1 protein-coding gene is annotated in these 527 nt (G+C 75.0%); it reads left to right on the plus strand.

Annotation, left to right across the window (positions count from 1 at the left end):
• Positions 1-527, plus strand: a 527-nt coding sequence (locus AC01Y6_RS11225; RefSeq protein ID WP_476671615.1) for a hypothetical protein, incomplete at both ends; no start/stop codon positions are given.

The raw sequence follows: 527 nt of genomic DNA on the forward strand, positions 1-527 counted from the left end.
CCTCCACCGCTACCCGGACCTGGGCTTTCGCCGCGAGGGGGAGGCGCTGAGGGTCATCCCCGCCGTCCCGGAGGAGGCCCGCCCCGTCCTGGCCCACTTCAAGCCCGCCCTCCTCCACGCTCTTGAGGACGGGGAGCGGGTGGAGGCCTCCCGGCTCCTCTCCTCCCCCTTCCGGCTCCTCGCCCTCTTGGCCCACGCCCTGGGGGTGGAAAGGGGCGCGGTGCTGACCCTCTGGGGGGAGGAGGAGCCCCGCCGCTACCTGGCCCCGGGGGAAAACCTGGCCCCCCACCTGGTGTGGGCTGAACGGAACCTTCCCCCGCCCCGCCGCCTTCACCTGGCCGCCACGAGCGGGGGGTGGAGCGTGGACCTGGTGGCGGGGTGGGAGGTGGCCCTCGAGGCCCGGCTGGCGGGGGCCACCCTCCTCCTCCTCTGCACGGGAGGGAGGATGGAGGACTACCTCCGGGCCGCCGCGAAAGGGAGCGTCCACCCTGAGGAGCTGGCCCTCTGGATTCCCGGGACCCCCCCCG

Source organism: Thermus sp., assembly GCF_056332225.1.